Genomic DNA, 14,935 nt, shown 5'->3' on the forward strand with positions numbered 1-14,935 from the left:
ATGGAATCATATACTATTAAATCCACCGATGACTACCCGATCTCCGTGCATGAATTTGTCCCAAAGTCGTCAAACAATAAAACAATCGTCTTTGCTCCTGCTGTAGCAGTTCCACAAAAGTTTTACTTTAGTATGGCTACATACCTGGCACAAAAAGGCTGTAATGTATTTACTTTTGATTATAGAAGTATTGGGTCTTCAATATCACAAAGTATTCAATCCCTAAAAGAGTATGGTTTTTTTTCCTGGGCTATGGACTTTAAAGCTGTGTCAAAATATGCAAAAGAAGAATTCCCTGATAATACACAATATATGATAGGCCATAGTTATGGTGGTAATAGCGTTGGTTTTAGTGATTCGTTTCAATACTATGACAAGTATCTTACTATAGGTTCTCAGTTTGGGTTTTACAAACATTTCACTCTAAAAATGCGTGCTTTGATATATCTCAATTTTAAGTTTTTCGTACCACTAACAACATCTATTTTAGGATACTATCCATCGAGTTGGTTTGGATTAGGAAGACCTTTGACCACAAAAGCTGCAAAGGACTGGGCTACTTTCTTACTACATCCAGATTCGATGTTACATTTTTCCAAAGGAGGTTCTGAAACTTATTATGAAGATATTAAAGAATCTATTTTATTAATTAGTATTGACGATGACCTTTTTGCCCCTCAAAAATCAGTAGACATACTAAGCGATCGTGTATATAAAAATGCCAAAACTACCAGAAAACACTTAAAACCCTCAGATTACAATCTAAAAACAATTGGTCACTTTGATTTTTTTAGAAAGAAAAATCAGGATATCTTGTGGCCTATAATCGATGAATGGTTCCAATTATAAAAGTTATTAATTATGCAAAAAGAGGTTGTTTATCAATCCACAAACACTTACGACACTTTAAATGAGTTGACTTCCGAAACCAAAAACGTTTGGTTGGTATTTCATGGAATTGGTTATCTAAGCAGATATTTTATTCGGTTATTCCAAAGTCTGGATCCCGAAAAAAACTATATAATTGCTCCGCAAGCTCCGTCCAAATATTATAAAAACAATGATTATAAAAAAGTAGGATCTAGCTGGCTCACTAAGGAGAACACCAAAACTGAGACTAAAAATGTACTCAATTATATAGATTCAATAATTAAGGAAGAAAAACTTCCCGCTACAACTAGGTTTGTCGTCCTAGGGTATTCACAAGGTGTTAGTATCGCCAGTAGATGGATTGCCAGTCAACAAATCCAGCCAGATGACTTTGTGATGATTTCTGGTGGATTTCCGAAAGAGTTAGGAAAAGAAGATTTTACATTTTTGACTAACAAAACCAAAGTAAGTCACATTTTAGGAGAAAAGGATCCCTATTTTGAAATTGCCAAAGTAGAAGCCGAAAAAATACGTGTAAAAGATATATTACCGCAAATAGAATTTAGATCACATCCTGGAGGTCATGAACTTGATATTGAAACTTTAAAAAATATTGTTTAAATTTAAATGAAATCTAAACTTCCATCAATGCATAAAAAAATAGTACCTCTTTTTGTTTCTTTATTTTGTTTTCAGGCTTTTTGTTTTGCTGATTATTATATTGATCGAGTAACTGGACGAGGACTTGGGTTAGATGGATCAGAAACAAACAAACTGAGAGTAATAGATATACGAGAATGGAATTATGTAATTGAAGAAAAAGGAGGAACTAAATCTAAGCCTGGAACTAGAGAATTACATAGGAATAGTTATGTAATTACTTTTAATGAAAATCAAATACAAAAGGAAGTTCAGAGAATCGCCGATGATACAATGGAAGAGGGATTAGAGAATCAGGTATTCATAGTTCTAAATGTTAATAGTGGAGAAGTTTTTGCCATTAGAGACTGGATACCAGAATTTAGAACCAAAAAAGAAATCGTTATTAATACATATGGAGTTGGTTCGAATAGTGCTCCGAGAGTTGGAGAAGGATTAATGCTTTTAGGGCAACTACATGGCCACCCTAAAGAAATGGCAGAAGATCTAAGAAATATTAGAACTGTTTCAGAATTTGATATCGAAGTTGCTAAAGAGTTAGGTATTACAATTTTTGCAGTTGATGCATTCAATTCTTATGAAATATTTGTCTCAGGAAAATCAGTTAAAAATTCTCGAGCCCTTCATATTCATTCCGTAGAAGAGAATGGTGTAACTAAAAATTTTATCGGACAAACTTTTGGAAAGAATGGATTAAATACTTTCGATTTCTCTACCTATTTTGATTCAATCCTAAGAACTGATAAAAGCGTAGAGATTTTGTAACACATTATATTGTTTTTAATTTTTAAGTAAAATCCTTAGTCCTGATCCAATGATTTTTTGTTTACTCTATCAAAAAATCTAATAAGTAAAAAATACTGCAAGAATAAGTAGACCTGTTATGCATTTAGATTTTTTTTAATCAAAGTATGTCAATTCGAGTACTTCGATCGAAGGAAGAAGTGCGTCAAGGATAGGATTTTAAATACACAACGAATTAAGTATGTGTTTTTTTTTGAATATTGGAATCTAGTAGTATCTCCTGTTTAGTTGGAGGAATCTATAACAATTAAATTTAAATCCAAATTGGTACGTTCTTTTCCGTTCACCATAAATAATGCGGTAAACGTATCTAAATCTTTTACATATTGTGTTATAAATCTTTCTGCTTTTTTTTCATCACAGAATAATTCTACAGTCGCAATTACTCCCATATCATGATCCGAAAAAAACAAAAACTGTTCCGTTCCATTTGTTCCTTTTAATCGCGATACGATAGCATACTCTGATGCTGTCCCCTTAATATCAAGATCAAAAATTGTGTCTTTATTTTTGGCAACGTTTTTATATCTAAGTTCTCGATCTTGAATAGAAAAAAAAGAATTTCGCTCATTAAAATATTGAATAAACTTATTATGATTTTTGGTCGGCCCTATATAAACAGAGTTATGCTCCTTAATATCGTTATATGTAGACTTAGTAGAAAATCGAATCGAAAAGCTCTGATCTCTAGAATAAAAAAGTTTAGTTAAGTGGTAAACAGCAATAGACCCCATTTCTGTAACATAAGAATAGTTTGCAGGAATTACATCTTTCCTAAATTCAGGATTCTCTTTTTGAAAACTATAAAAATCATTCAAAGAATTGATTTGATAATCCCTATTCCAGCCTACTCTACCGGTTTTAGTTTTAGCCATAAATCCAAAAAAGTCTCCCACTACCAGAGTCGTTTCTTTATTATTATTAAAAAATGAATCCCATAATACAATAGGCTTATGATATAAAAACTTGAATAAGATTAAACCCAAAATCATTAACAAAGAGAGTGAAACACTAATTGCTACTTTGTATAAAACTTTATAATCTTTTCTTTTATTATTAATTGTTTTGTTTTGTAAAAATGAGATATAATATTGTCCTTTATCAATGGTAAGCTTCCAAGGTCTATTCTTCCCTTCATTTTCATAATATTTTTCAAGTTTCTTTCTGAGATTATAAATATTCACTCGAATACTAGAGGAATTATTTTGGTCTATAAATCTTTTACCAAAAATTTCCATCCCAATCGTTGTTTCTTTCAATTGTTTTTTGGAGATAGTAGCTTCTGTCAAAAAACGAAGTAAGTTTTTACTTGAAGGAGACTTAGAAAATTCTCGACTATCTAGAATATCCTGTAATATTTGTATTTTTTCTTCTTTTGAAAGTTCCTTCATTTTTATTCAAATTCAACTTATAAAAGCTATAAAGTTAACCGTTACAAATACCGTTAACCAAAGGTTAAATATAGAAATAATTATAACTTTTAAGTATTTTTCTTCAGAAGTCAATAGAATTATTCTAAAAAACTTAGAAGCTTAATAGAGATTGATAATTTTTAAAGACTTTATAGTATTAAGAATTTTTATGAGAATTATGGTTCTTTCAAATAACAAATTATAATGAATATATATCATCTGCTAACTATTATAACGAACCTGAATGAAATCACGCTATTCTAGGAGTAACATCTTTAAACATATAAATCTTAAACCATAATTATTTTCTTGCTAAACATGAAAAAACTTTTCGTACAAACGACATCTAAGATTATATTATTTATTTGTTTTTGCGTTTCCGGTAATGCTCAAGTAAATAATAATCTTGATATAACTCCTGTAGCTGTTAAAAAGCAAATGAAGCTTGTAGCTGATTGGCAAATCGAGCATTTCCGAGAAAAATACAGTGGTAGAGACAAACCTCATCATATTGCAGACTGGACTAATGGAGCACTTTATGTTGGTATGACTAAATATGCGAGAATAGCTAATGATGATAGATACTGGCAATGGTTAAAAAAAATTGGAACGCAACAAAAATGGCAACTACACTATAGAAAATATATGGCAGATGATCATGTAGTTGGCCAAATGTTTTTAGAATTATTCAGAAAATTTAAAGACTCTTCCATGGTTACTCCGACAAAAGAGCGTTTGGACTGGATTATAAAAAATCCAAGTAAACAACCGATCACTTTAGACAATTATAAACACTTAGAAAGATGGACCTGGTGTGATGCTTTATTTATGAGTCCGCCTGTTTGGGCAAAACTGACAAACATTACTGGCGATCAAAAATATACGGATTGGATGTTAAAAGAATACGAGGTTACAAAGCAACATCTTTTTGATGAAGAAGAACATCTATTTTTTAGAGATAATAGTTTTATTGATAAATTAGATCACGGCAATAAAATATTTTGGTCAAGAGGAAATGGATGGGTATTTGGAGGGCTTACCCTGCTAATGGACGAATATGAACCTGGATCTAAACCTTATGAATATTTTAAGGAAATCTACCTTAAAATGGCGAAAAAACTCATCAAAATCCAAACTCCAGAGGGGTATTGGTCTATGAGTTTACTCAATCAAAAACATTATCCAACCCCTGAAACTAGTGGAACATCGTTTTTTACATTTGGTTTAGCGTGGGGTATAAATAATGGAATATTAGACAGAGTAATATATGAACCTCATATAAAAAAAGCTTGGAATGCTCTAAATCGTTCTATTACTCCCAAAGGTATGTTAGGCTACGTACAACCTATAGGTGCAGGCCCTGATAAAGCTTTTAAAGACCAAACCGAAGTATATGGTACAGGAGCTTTTCTAGCCGCTGGTTCTGAAGTATACACCCTGTATGGTGGACAACCAATATATCAGATTTCTAAACCAGATTATATAAAAAGTCCAAAAACCGGAATGACTCGAGAGCATTGGTTAGATATGGCACAATATATCTTAGAAGGTGCTTTTTCGTATGTAGATAAAATCGATGATCCACTTAAATTTCCAAAATTAGGAAACGTATCTTACCCTAGGGGTGATTGGCAAATCCCAATAGAAAAATTAGAAGGTTTATGCAGAACACTTTTTGTAGCTGCTCCTTTGTTAAAGGAAAATCCAGAATTAACCATTAATGGTATTAGGATAGCAGATTATTATCGGCATAACATAGTAAATCTGATAGATGAAAATCACCCATCATTCATACAAGACAAAGAAAAAGATTGGCCGGGACAAACCTTGGTCGAATTTGGTGCATTAGGAATTTCGTTCTTTACTATTCCTGAAATAGTTTGGGATCCTCTTACACAGGAACAAAAAGATATTTTAGCTCGTAAAATGATTAGTTATGGTGATGGTGCAACCGTTCCTTCTAATTGGAAATTTTTTAACATTTTTGTTTTAAGTTTTTTTAAAAGTCAAGGATATGTGGTCAATGAAACGTTATTGGTCGATTATTTAAATAAGAGTTTAGATCATTATCGAGGTGATGGTTGGTATAACGATAATCCCGCTTATGATTATTACAGTATGTGGGCGTTTCAGATGTATGCTGCTTATTGGTCTGAGGTATTTGGAAATAAATATTACCCTGAAATTGCTAAAAAATTCAAGGCAAATTTTTTAGATATAAAAGATAGTTATCCCTACATGTTTAGTAAAGATGGAGAAATGATAATGTGGGGAAGAAGTATTAGTTATCGTATAGCTTCTATTAGTCCATTTCCTTTTTTAGGTTTTTATCCAGAAGAAACCAAAAACGTTAACTGGGGATGGATGCGGCGTATTTCTTCTGGAGTATTATCACAATTCTTGCAACATCCTCATTTTATGAAAGATGATATTCCAACATTGGGATTTTATGGATCATTTGATCCTTCTGTGCAATATTACAGCTGTCGAGGAAGTGCTTTTTGGATGGGAAAAGCTTTTCTCAGTTTACTACTACCAAAAGAAAATGAATTTTGGAATGCTACAGAAAATGATGGAGCATGGGATAATGAATTAATCAAGGATAAAGCACATAATAAGTTTTTTAAAACTTCAGAAATCATGCTTACCAATTATCCAAATATTGGAGCTACGGAAATTCGAGCTTGGTGTAATGTACCAATTACCGGAGTGAAAGAGCCCTTCCGAGGTAGCGAAAACTATAACAAACTAGCATACAACAGTGCTTTTCCCTGGCAAGCTGATGATCCTAATGGTATTGTATCTATGAATTACATGTTTAAAACCGGAGTTGATACTATCCCATACGAACCTGGAAGATTATACACCTTTAAAAAATTTGAAAATGGTGTCTATTATCGAGATCTAAAATCCGAAATTATTGATGATGTTTCTATAAATCTAGCCGATATCCCTCTTAAAAATGGGATTCTACGCGTAGATAAAGTTAATACTAAAAAACCTCTAGATTTCATTTTAGGACACTATAGTCTGTCACATATCAACGGATATATAAAAAAATCTGTTCAACAAATAAAAGATACAGAGGTACATATCATTGATAATGGCGAATATCAATTGGCTTTGATTCCTATAAAAGGATGGGATACCATCGCTACCAAAACTACGACAGATTTACATCCAGAAACTAAAAAAAGTACTGTAATGAACGTTAAAGTAAAACATCCTCTCTCTAAACAAGACGATGTCTATATCACAGCTATGTTATGGAAAAAATCTGGAACTGATTTTACAATTGACGAATTGTCTGTTATTAAAAAAATTAAAATGAATAAAAAAAATAAAGAGATTACTATAATACATCAAAATAATTCAAAACACACTATTTCTTACTAATAAATTACTTTATGAGCACAATATATGAAACGCGTTATGCTAGTAACCCAAAAGCTGTAAAGCATTATGACACAAAAGCATTACGAGATGAATTTTTGATTAAAAATCTAATGCAACAAGATAAAATTGTTTGGGTTTATACACATTACGATCGTTATATGGCCGGTTCTGCTGTTCCTGTTAACAAAGAACTAAAATTAGAAACCATTGATCCTATAAAATCAGACAACTTTACGGATCGAAGAGAATTAGGAGTTATTAATGTAGGTGGTGCAGGACATGTAACTGTAGATGGGACTACGTACGCATTGGGATATAAAGATGCATTATATATTGGAAAAGATAGCAAAAATGTAGTTTTCAAAAGTGATGTCCCTAACAATCCAGCTAAGTTCTATCTAAATTCTGCACCTGCACACCGTACTTTTCCTACTAAACCTATAACTAAAGAACAAGCAAATAAATTGGAACTTGGAGCAATGGAAACTGCTAATGCGAGAACTGTTTATCAAATGATTCTTAGTGGAGTTGTAGAAACATGTCAGTTACAAATGGGAATGACAGAATTAAAACCAGGAAGTGTATGGAATACGATGCCAGCACACGTACATGATCGCAGGATGGAAGTCTATTTTTATTTTGAAGTCCCAGAAGAACAAGCTATTTGTCATTTTATGGGTCCGGTGGATGAAACACGACATATTTGGTTACAAAATTGCCAAGCAGTTATCTCCCCTCCTTGGTCCATACACTCAGGATCAGGAACTAGTAACTATACATTTATCTGGGGAATGGCAGGTGAAAATTTAGACTATAATGATATGGATATCGCAAAAATTACGGAGTTAAAATAATCACTTAAACCATGACAAATCAATCATTTGATAATTTAAAAACGATAACATTAGCTGTGTAAAAGATTTAGAACCTTAGTATTTGAAAAATGTAGGCCTTAATGGAGAAAAACTATTCTCTTATCCTTTCTAATATTATTGATTTTGTTAATGAATTCTATTTCACCTAAAAGAAGAAATTTTGTAGCTATTGTTAAACTTTCTAATGATGATTGATGGTCAAGAAATATTAAAAATGACGTTTTTATCTTTTTCATAGCAAAGCTTGTAAAATAAATAATAAATAGATGAAACTTTTTAGTCCTTTTTCTTTAGCTATTATATTAATCTCATTTGGATGTAGTTCTACTTACAGTCAAGAAATTACTATTAAAAACACATTGAATATTGAGCGTATAGATGAATTGGTTTGTATTCCAATAACTAAAATTGATACTCGCGTCCTCAATAAAGAACTAACTCCTATTATTTATGATAATAACTCTAGAGCAATTCCTTTTCAACTAGAGGATATTAACGATGACGGCGAATGGGATCAGTTAATTTTTGTTACTAATTTTAAACCTGGAGAAGTAAAAAAAATTCATTACAACGTTATTGAAAAATCTAAAACACCTTCATTCCAGAAAGCAACAGACATTCACTTTGGTGTTGGTAATTCACGTGCAAATATTTCTGAAGTACAATATTACAATCGTATAAACGATCCAAGGCTGGCTCCTCAAAAAAAAATATTTCAAATGGAAGGTCCTGCCTGGGAAAATGATAAAGTAGGGTTTCGTATGTATTTTGATCCCCGAAATGGTATTGATATTTTTGGAAAAACGACTTCCAATTTAACATTATCAACAGTTGGGATTCTTGGAGATTATCACACAAAAGAAAGCTGGGGAATGGATATCCTCAAAGTTGGTAATTCATTAGGTGCTGGAGCAATTGCCATACAACTAAAAGATTCACTTTATCGAATTACAGGAAAAAATGGTGCTGCATTTAAAGTAATTGAAGAAGGTCCTATTAAAGCTTCTTTTGAAATTAACTATGTTAATGACAAAATACATAAGATCCCTATACAAACAAAGCACAAAGTTTCTATTTACAAAGGACAATGGTATTATAAAAGTGAGATCTATTTATCAGGAATAACTTCTGAAATGAAACTTGTAGCTGGTATTGCTAATCTAAAACCCAACACAATGCATATAAAAAAAGGCGAAGATAATGTAAGTATGTATTCTTTTGGGAAACAGTCAGAAAATGGAGATCATCTGGGTATGGCACTAATTTTAAATAAGGATGTGTATTATACTCACGGTACTATTCAAAAAAAAGAAACTGGTATTACTAATACCCATTATGTAGTATTTAATTCTGAAAACAAAATTCCTTTATCCTATTACTTTTTATCAGGGTGGGAAGCTTCTGATTCTAAATTCAAAAGCGAAGAAGGTTTTTCTAAAGAAATAGAAACTATACTGCAAAAACTTGCTAATCCTATCGTAGTAGAATATGAATAGTTTCAAAAAAACAATACAGATCTTTTTATGGACTATCTTAATGTTAGTACTTACCTCTTGTTATAATTCGAAAGAAGTACGTGTATTGCGTTTAGCTCATATCTTAGATACAAAACATCCTGTTCATCAGTCAATGGAGATTTTAGGTGAACGTCTTGCTCAAAAATCCAATGGAAAATTAACATTAAAAATTTACCCTAACAGTCAACTTGGTGGAGAACGTGAGTGCTTAGAACTACTTCAGATAGGTAGTTTAGATATCACTAAAGTATCGGCTGCAGTACTAGAAAATTTCATTCCAGAATACAAAGTTTTCGGAATACCGTACTTATTTAGAGATAAAACACACGCGTTTTCAGTTTTAGATGGGCAATTAGGAAATAACTTATTATCCAAGGGTGAGCAATTTAACTTACGAGGTCTCACCTTTTATGACGCAGGTAGTAGAAGTTTTTATACCAAAGAAAAACCACTGAGTACTCCGAATGATCTAATAGGTAAAAAAATTCGGGTAATGAAAAGTAATATGGCTATTGAAATGGTAAATCAATTGGGGGGAGCACCCACTCCCATTTCATGGGGAGAACTATATACAGCTCTGCAACAAGGAGTTGTTGATGGTGCAGAAAATAATCCTCCAAGTTTTTATACATCAAAGCACTATGAAATTTGTAAATATTATAGTTTAGATGAACATACATCTATCCCTGACGTTCTGGTAGTAGGCATTAATACTTGGAAAAAGTTAAATAAACAAGAAAAAAAATGGTTAAAAGAAGCCAGTCAAGAATCAAAAATAGCACAACGTAAACTCTGGGCTGTTTCTGAAAAAAAATCATTAGAAGCTGTAATAAAAGCTGGAGTACAAGTGACAAGACCTGACAAATCTCTTTTTGAACAAAAGACTAAAGAAACCATTCATAATTTTAAAAGCCAACCTGAATTATTTAAACTTATTACATCAATAAAAACTGACTACTAGATGAAAAAACATATCGATACTTTTGTTGAGAAAACTCTTGTTTTTTTGCTTTTTATTATGCTTATCAGTGTAGTCTGGCAAGTATTTTCAAGATATATTTTAAAATCGCCAAGTACAATTACTAACGAACTTTCAAGTTTCTGTCTCATATGGATCGGCTTACTAGGAATGGCCTACGCAACTGGACAAAAGTTACATTTAGCTATTGACCTAATTCCTACTCTAATAGTTCAACGAAAAAAAACATTATTCGATGGTATTGTATATGGTTTGATTTTTCTATTTGCATTTACAGTAATGATCATCGGAGGATTACGATTATGCATACTTTCGTTTCAATTTGAACAGCATTCTGCAGCACTCCATATACCAATGGGTATTGTTTATCTTATTATACCCGTTTCGGGAGTATTGATTAGCTATTATTGTTTTCAAATCTATTTAAAAAAGACACCAGCAATTTAAAATCGTAATGAGTTATAATGAAATATTGATATTAGTAATTAGTTTTTTAGTGTTTCTGTCACTAAGAGTACCTATTGGATATTCTATTGGTCTAGCAGGTTTTTTCACCCTAATTGTTGCAATGCCTTTTTTACCATCGGTTACCACATTGGCACAGCGAATGGCAACTTCTTTAGATAGCTTTACCCTTTCTGCAATTCCATTTTTTATTCTTGCGGGGCAAATTATGAATCGTGGTGGTATCGCGTTACGACTTATTAATTTAGCAAAAGCTATTGTGGGTCCCTTGCCGGGTGGTTTAGCATTCGTAAATATTATATCCTGTATGCTTTTTGGAGCTATATCTGGCTCAGCTGTGGCTGCAGCCTCTGCTATAGGAGGATTTATGAATCCAATGATGGAAGAAGATGGATATGAACCATCATTTAGTGCAGCAGTTAATATTACAAGTGCAACAACAGGTCTAATGATACCTCCTAGTAATGTTTTGATTGTTTATTCTTTGGCAAGTGGAGGCGTTTCTATAGCATCCTTATTCATTGCTGGATATATACCTGGTATTCTTATTGGATTCTCCTTAATGATTGTAGCGGCGCTATATGCTATTATAAAAAAATATCCAACTCAAAAATTAGTGAAGTTTTCAGAGTTTCTAAAATGTTTTATCGCCGCGCTACCTAGTTTACTCTTACTTGTAGTAGTCATTGGAGGTATCGTTTCTGGTGTTTTTACGGCTACAGAAGCTTCTACTATTGCAGTGATTTACACACTAATATTGGCTGCTTTTTATAAAGAAATTACGATAAAGGATCTTTTCCCTATTTTTCTGGAAACAGTAAAGACTTCATCTATTGTTCTTCTGCTTATTGCTGCATCAATTGCAATGTCTTGGGTAATGTCTTATGAAAACATCCCTCAAGAAATCAGTCATACAATTTTATCGTTTAGCGATAACCCTATCGTTGTTTTGATACTTATTAATCTAATTTTACTCTTCGTTGGAGTTTTTATGGATATGACCCCAGCAATACTAATATTCACACCTATTTTTTTACCGATCGTTATTAAAATTGGCTTAGATCCGATACACTTTGGTATTATAATGATTTTAAATCTTTGTATTGGACTATGTACTCCCCCTGTAGGATCAGTACTCTTCGTTGGTTGCAGTGTTGCGAAGCTTTCTATTCAAAAAGTAATTAAACCACTAGTGCCTTTATTTTTAGTAATGATTATCGTATTAATTCTGATAACATATATTCCTGCATTAAGTTTATGGTTACCTAAACAGTTTGGCCTATAAAAAGATTTTGAAATAATTATAATTGAAATTGATGCTTTATTTCTCTTGTACTAAAAACTAAACTACTCCATACTGAAAGCGTAGAGATTTTATAAAATCTTATTTCCCAAGCAAGTTTCTGGCATTTATTGTATCATAAATAATGATTAGCTTTTTTATCTTATTTTCAGGAGTAAGTTCTAAAATGTCTACTACTTTAAACTCAACTGTTTTACTATTTTTTAGCTCCCATACATAATCAAAAAGTAAAGAAATCCTATTCGTATTTTTTTCAAAAAACAATCCATCGTAACGAAGCTTAGAGGAATTTGTATCTTCTGCTAAGGCTTTATAAAATTCTTCAGCAGAAAGAACACCATACAACGGAGATTCTACCACTCCATCTTGTGTAAACAAATCAACTACATTCTTCATCTCTCCTTTTTCTAAAAAGAAAAGATACTTTTTTGCTACTTCTTCTTTAGTCATTTTATTTATTGGTAAAATTCACAGACCTATCAACTTTTTAAAAACTGACGGTCCATGATGCTAATTATAAGTATCGATCTTTAATTACGTGAAGGTGATGTTTCTGATGACCAGAAAGCACATACCCTATAGCTCTTACACTCATTGGGCTACCACTAGCTTCTCCTATTTCAGTTAACATATTCTGTGTAAAGCTTTTAAATAATCCTACTGTATTATTTCTAGCTGCTTCAAAATCTTCTATAAGCTCCTGCCTACTATAATTATTCGCATTAGAATTAGGAACATATTCGTCTTGATCAAAACCAATCAATGGGCTTTTGTCATTTCTAGCAAAGCGAAGGGCTCGGTAAGAAAAAATGCGCTCTGTATCAATTATATGTTGCAACACTTCAGCAATTGTCCATTTCCCTTCAGCATAGGCATATGTTAATTTTTCATCAGAAATAGTGTTTACAAAATCAATGAATTTCTGCTTACTTTGTTGTAAGCCTATCAAAATATTAGCGTTTTCAGCTTGATCAATAAAAACACCGTAATAAGGATTATACTCTCCCGAAGTTAGTAAAGACTGCATACATTATTATTTATAAATAAAGTAGAAATGTACTAATTCTTACTTCAATCCATAAAGTCATTAACAGTTCTTTATTATCTCCATACATTTTATTCCATAATCACCGTTTTTTTCTCCAATTTACGGGCTCTAAAATATAAAAACAGCGGAAAGGCAAATGCTATAGCAACCATAAAGGTTAATGGAATAAAAACCCACCAGTGTTTCATTTTTAATTTAATAGCTTCTGGAATATACCAAACAAAAAAAGTAAATACCACCACTAATAAATCTGCACTAAATGACTTAGCCGGAAATGTAGTTTTCGTTTGAGCGATATAATTTAAAAGGGACGTATCCTCTGAGTTTATATAAAACTGAATATTGAAATACCAAGTATAGCAAAGCCCAACAATAGCTAATAAAAGAAACATGTATTTAAGTTTCATAAGTGTGATTTTTAAAACCTTATCTAATTTAAAACATATTTACTTAAACAAGATAGTTTCATTACTTATTATCTATAAATTTAATAGCTTCTATAACGTTCTTGTCTTTTGTTAAATCTTGAAAATCAGCTTCTTTTATGATCTCTATTTTGGGCTTAATTGTTTTTGTGAATATAGCTGATCTATCCGTTCCATAACTCAATGAAATAGCAGCTTTTGTTTTAAACGGTAACTCGAACAAATCATTAGCAGTAGTCAGCCCAAAACTCTCCTCACCAATAATGATGGAATTTTTTCTTCCTCTAAACCCTAAAGCCACAAACTCTCCAGCACTAGCTGTCATTACTCCAGTAATTAGAGCAACAGGGATTTCGGCATCAGGTTTTGCAACTGTTTTTACTTGTGCTTGTATTTTTTGATTCTCATAATAAATACCATTATGTAAACCAGAACGGTTCTTTACATTTTTATTTGCATCCAAATATAAGGACACCGTATTATCTCCTATTAAATGGTATAATCCAGCTAACATAACATTAGAATTCCCTCCTATGTTTAATCTTAAGTCAATGATCCATCCTTTGATTTTTTTACTATTATCCAATTTTAAGATAGCATCATATATCTCTTGTGCCCTTTCATTTAACTCTTTCTCGGTAGCATCGAGCAAAAGCATCCCTGGAATAAAAATATATCCATAATGATCATTAATTAATTTTACATCAAATTTTGGTTCTTCACTATATGCTATCAGTAAGCTTCTATGTAAATCTTCTTGTTCAATTCTTCGTTTGAGGTTACTTTGATACATTCCTTTTTCTGAAAATAATAATAAATGATCTCCTTGTATAGTGTCAAAAAGTTTTGAACTGATCTCTAATGATTTCTCAAAGGTTTTATTTTTTAATGCTTCCCTTTTTATATATGGCTTTATTAGATCCCAGTTAACGTTTTTTCGATATAAGTAGTTAGTTTCTAATTCTTCAAAAAACTGATCATAGAATACGTTAATGCTATCCTGAACTGATATAACTTTTTGTTGACCGTAGACTTTTGATGATAGTATAGAAACAACAGTAATCAGAATTAAAAGTAATTTTTTCATAAGTATAATTTTAAAATTTTATGATTTCAAAACTATTCGCTTTTATAGAAAAAGAACTTAGGATACAGGGGAATAATGTCCAGAAAATAAATAT

Annotated in this window: 14 protein-coding genes; 9 read left to right on the plus strand and 5 right to left on the minus strand. The window is 31.8% G+C overall.

Translation table 11 applies throughout. The features are described from left to right. The 3 genes from D1818_RS03320 to D1818_RS03330 are packed head-to-tail and all read left to right on the plus strand — an operon-like array spanning position 1 to position 2,295. Positions 1–849, plus strand: a complete 849-nt coding sequence (locus D1818_RS03320; protein ID WP_118456380.1) for an alpha/beta fold hydrolase — start codon at positions 1–3, stop codon at positions 847–849. A gap of 12 nt (positions 850–861) precedes the next feature. Continuing rightward, positions 862–1,491: an alpha/beta hydrolase gene (locus D1818_RS03325; protein ID WP_118456381.1), complete on the plus strand. Its 630-nt coding sequence runs from the start codon at positions 862–864 to the stop codon at positions 1,489–1,491. A 27-nt stretch (positions 1,492–1,518) separates the two neighbouring features. Beyond that, positions 1,519–2,295 (plus strand): hypothetical protein, encoded by a 777-nt coding sequence (locus D1818_RS03330; protein ID WP_158597021.1) that lies wholly within the window; start codon positions 1,519–1,521, stop codon positions 2,293–2,295. Between the two features lie 263 nt (positions 2,296–2,558). On the opposite strand, the gene D1818_RS03335 is transcribed toward D1818_RS03330, so the two are convergent. Next, positions 2,559–3,725, minus strand: a complete 1,167-nt coding sequence (locus tag D1818_RS03335; protein WP_118456383.1) for a helix-turn-helix domain-containing protein — start codon at positions 3,723–3,725, stop codon at positions 2,559–2,561. A gap of 339 nt (positions 3,726–4,064) precedes the next feature. Here D1818_RS03335 and D1818_RS03340 point away from each other — a divergent pair, with 339 nt between their 5' ends. The 6 genes from D1818_RS03340 to D1818_RS03365 all read left to right on the plus strand — a co-directional run bounded on the left by D1818_RS03340 (position 4,065) and on the right by D1818_RS03365 (position 12,263). Beyond that, complete coding sequence (locus D1818_RS03340) at positions 4,065–7,142, plus strand: DUF2264 domain-containing protein (RefSeq protein ID WP_118456384.1); 3,078 nt, start codon at positions 4,065–4,067, stop codon at positions 7,140–7,142. Between the two features lie 11 nt (positions 7,143–7,153). Next, the gene (gene kduI / locus D1818_RS03345; RefSeq protein WP_118456385.1) at positions 7,154–7,996 is read left to right on the plus strand and encodes a 5-dehydro-4-deoxy-D-glucuronate isomerase; all 843 of its coding nucleotides are present in this window, start codon (positions 7,154–7,156) and stop codon (positions 7,994–7,996) included. Between the two features lie 287 nt (positions 7,997–8,283). Then, positions 8,284–9,513, plus strand: coding sequence for a DUF4861 domain-containing protein (locus D1818_RS03350; RefSeq protein WP_118456386.1), 1,230 nt, complete (start codon positions 8,284–8,286; stop codon positions 9,511–9,513). Further along, positions 9,506–10,495 (plus strand): TRAP transporter substrate-binding protein, encoded by a 990-nt coding sequence (locus D1818_RS03355; protein ID WP_118456387.1) that lies wholly within the window; start codon positions 9,506–9,508, stop codon positions 10,493–10,495. Before D1818_RS03350 ends, D1818_RS03355 begins: the two co-directional genes overlap by 8 nt. Continuing rightward, complete coding sequence (locus D1818_RS03360) at positions 10,496–10,960, plus strand: TRAP transporter small permease (RefSeq protein ID WP_233558656.1); 465 nt, start codon at positions 10,496–10,498, stop codon at positions 10,958–10,960. Between the two features lie 7 nt (positions 10,961–10,967). After that, positions 10,968–12,263 (plus strand): TRAP transporter large permease, encoded by a 1,296-nt coding sequence (locus D1818_RS03365; protein ID WP_118456388.1) that lies wholly within the window; start codon positions 10,968–10,970, stop codon positions 12,261–12,263. Between the two features lie 99 nt (positions 12,264–12,362). On the opposite strand, the gene D1818_RS03370 is transcribed toward D1818_RS03365, so the two are convergent. The 4 genes from D1818_RS03370 to D1818_RS03385 form a co-directional block, all read right to left on the minus strand. After that, positions 12,363–12,731 carry a nuclear transport factor 2 family protein gene (locus tag D1818_RS03370; protein ID WP_118456389.1) on the minus strand — a complete coding sequence of 123 codons (369 nt, stop codon included), beginning with the start codon at positions 12,729–12,731 and terminating at the stop codon, positions 12,363–12,365. 64 nt (positions 12,732–12,795) lie between these two features. After that, positions 12,796–13,308, minus strand: a complete 513-nt coding sequence (locus D1818_RS03375; RefSeq protein ID WP_118456390.1) for a DinB family protein — start codon at positions 13,306–13,308, stop codon at positions 12,796–12,798. 89 nt (positions 13,309–13,397) lie between these two features. Beyond that, on the minus strand, positions 13,398–13,736 hold the full coding sequence (locus D1818_RS03380) for a DUF2834 domain-containing protein (protein WP_118456391.1): 339 nt from the start codon (positions 13,734–13,736) through the stop codon (positions 13,398–13,400). A 61-nt stretch (positions 13,737–13,797) separates the two neighbouring features. Then, positions 13,798–14,841 carry a S41 family peptidase gene (locus tag D1818_RS03385; protein ID WP_118456392.1) on the minus strand — a complete coding sequence of 348 codons (1,044 nt, stop codon included), beginning with the start codon at positions 14,839–14,841 and terminating at the stop codon, positions 13,798–13,800. Positions 14,842–14,935 lie beyond the last annotated feature (94 nt).

Source organism: Aquimarina sp. BL5, from assembly GCF_003443675.1.
Lineage (GTDB): Bacteria > Bacteroidota > Bacteroidia > Flavobacteriales > Flavobacteriaceae > Aquimarina.

Bases quoted from the DNA above. Each gene is read 5' to 3' on its own strand.
- D1818_RS03320 (WP_118456380.1), top strand. From the start codon at position 1: ATGGAATCATATACTATTAAATCCACCGATGACTACCCGATCTCCGTG.
- D1818_RS03325 (WP_118456381.1), top strand. From the start codon at position 862: ATGCAAAAAGAGGTTGTTTATCAATCCACAAACACTTACGACACTTTA.
- D1818_RS03330 (WP_158597021.1), top strand. From the start codon at position 1,519: ATGCATAAAAAAATAGTACCTCTTTTTGTTTCTTTATTTTGTTTTCAG.
- D1818_RS03335 (WP_118456383.1), bottom strand. From the start codon at position 3,725: ATGAAGGAACTTTCAAAAGAAGAAAAAATACAAATATTACAGGATATT.
- D1818_RS03340 (WP_118456384.1), top strand. From the start codon at position 4,065: ATGAAAAAACTTTTCGTACAAACGACATCTAAGATTATATTATTTATT.
- kduI (WP_118456385.1), top strand. From the start codon at position 7,154: ATGAGCACAATATATGAAACGCGTTATGCTAGTAACCCAAAAGCTGTA.
- D1818_RS03350 (WP_118456386.1), top strand. From the start codon at position 8,284: ATGAAACTTTTTAGTCCTTTTTCTTTAGCTATTATATTAATCTCATTT.
- D1818_RS03355 (WP_118456387.1), top strand. From the start codon at position 9,506: ATGAATAGTTTCAAAAAAACAATACAGATCTTTTTATGGACTATCTTA.
- D1818_RS03360 (WP_233558656.1), top strand. From the start codon at position 10,496: ATGAAAAAACATATCGATACTTTTGTTGAGAAAACTCTTGTTTTTTTG.
- D1818_RS03365 (WP_118456388.1), top strand. From the start codon at position 10,968: ATGAGTTATAATGAAATATTGATATTAGTAATTAGTTTTTTAGTGTTT.
- D1818_RS03370 (WP_118456389.1), bottom strand. From the start codon at position 12,731: ATGACTAAAGAAGAAGTAGCAAAAAAGTATCTTTTCTTTTTAGAAAAA.
- D1818_RS03375 (WP_118456390.1), bottom strand. From the start codon at position 13,308: ATGCAGTCTTTACTAACTTCGGGAGAGTATAATCCTTATTACGGTGTT.
- D1818_RS03380 (WP_118456391.1), bottom strand. From the start codon at position 13,736: ATGAAACTTAAATACATGTTTCTTTTATTAGCTATTGTTGGGCTTTGC.
- D1818_RS03385 (WP_118456392.1), bottom strand. From the start codon at position 14,841: ATGAAAAAATTACTTTTAATTCTGATTACTGTTGTTTCTATACTATCA.